This window comes from Mesorhizobium sp. M7A.F.Ca.US.014.04.1.1 (genome assembly GCF_003998745.1).
Classification (GTDB): Bacteria; Pseudomonadota; Alphaproteobacteria; order Rhizobiales; family Rhizobiaceae; genus Mesorhizobium; species Mesorhizobium ciceri.
In genome coordinates this window covers 1-551 of sequence record NZ_RZRW01001386.1, presented here as the reverse complement: position 1 = coordinate 551, position 551 = coordinate 1, and the positions used below count along the sequence as shown (strand labels likewise).

1 protein-coding gene is annotated in these 551 nt (G+C 65.2%); it reads left to right on the top strand.

Annotated features, from left to right (window positions below):
- A partial coding sequence (locus EOA22_RS36690; protein WP_245478816.1) for a GMC oxidoreductase occupies positions 1-504 on the top strand: 504 nt, incomplete at its 5' end.
- Positions 505-551: the final 47 nt, after the last annotated feature.

The window sequence follows — 551 nt, the reverse complement described above, 5'->3', positions numbered from 1 at the left end:
GTGCCCGGCGGCAATGGCTGCACGCTGAATAGCTACCATGTCCGCCCCCGCTCGCGCGGCAGCGTCACGCTGCGATCGGGTGATCTGCGCGATCCGCCGATCATCGACCCCAATCCCTTCGCCGAGCGCTACGATCTCGAGCGCGCCATCGACGGCATCGAGATCAGCCGCGAGATCCTGTCGCAGCCGGCTTTTTCAAAATACATCAGCCGCGAGCATCTTCCCGGCGCAGCAATGCAGGGGCGCGCAGCGCTCGAAGCCTTCGCCCGTGAACATGGCCGCAGCGCCTACCATCCGGTCGGCTCATGCCGCATGGGCGGTGATACCGGGAGCGTCGTCGATCCAGAACTTCGTCTGCGCGGACTGCAGGGCCTGCGCGTCTGCGACAGTTCGGTCATGCCAAGCATCGTGTCTTCGAACACCAATGCAGCGGTGATCATGATCGCCGAGAAGGCGGCGGATTTGATCGCCGGGCGAGGCCCGCTGCCGGCGGTGACGGCCTAGTCGTCCGGGAACATCGAACGCGGCGGAAAGTCTGCACGACTGTAGTC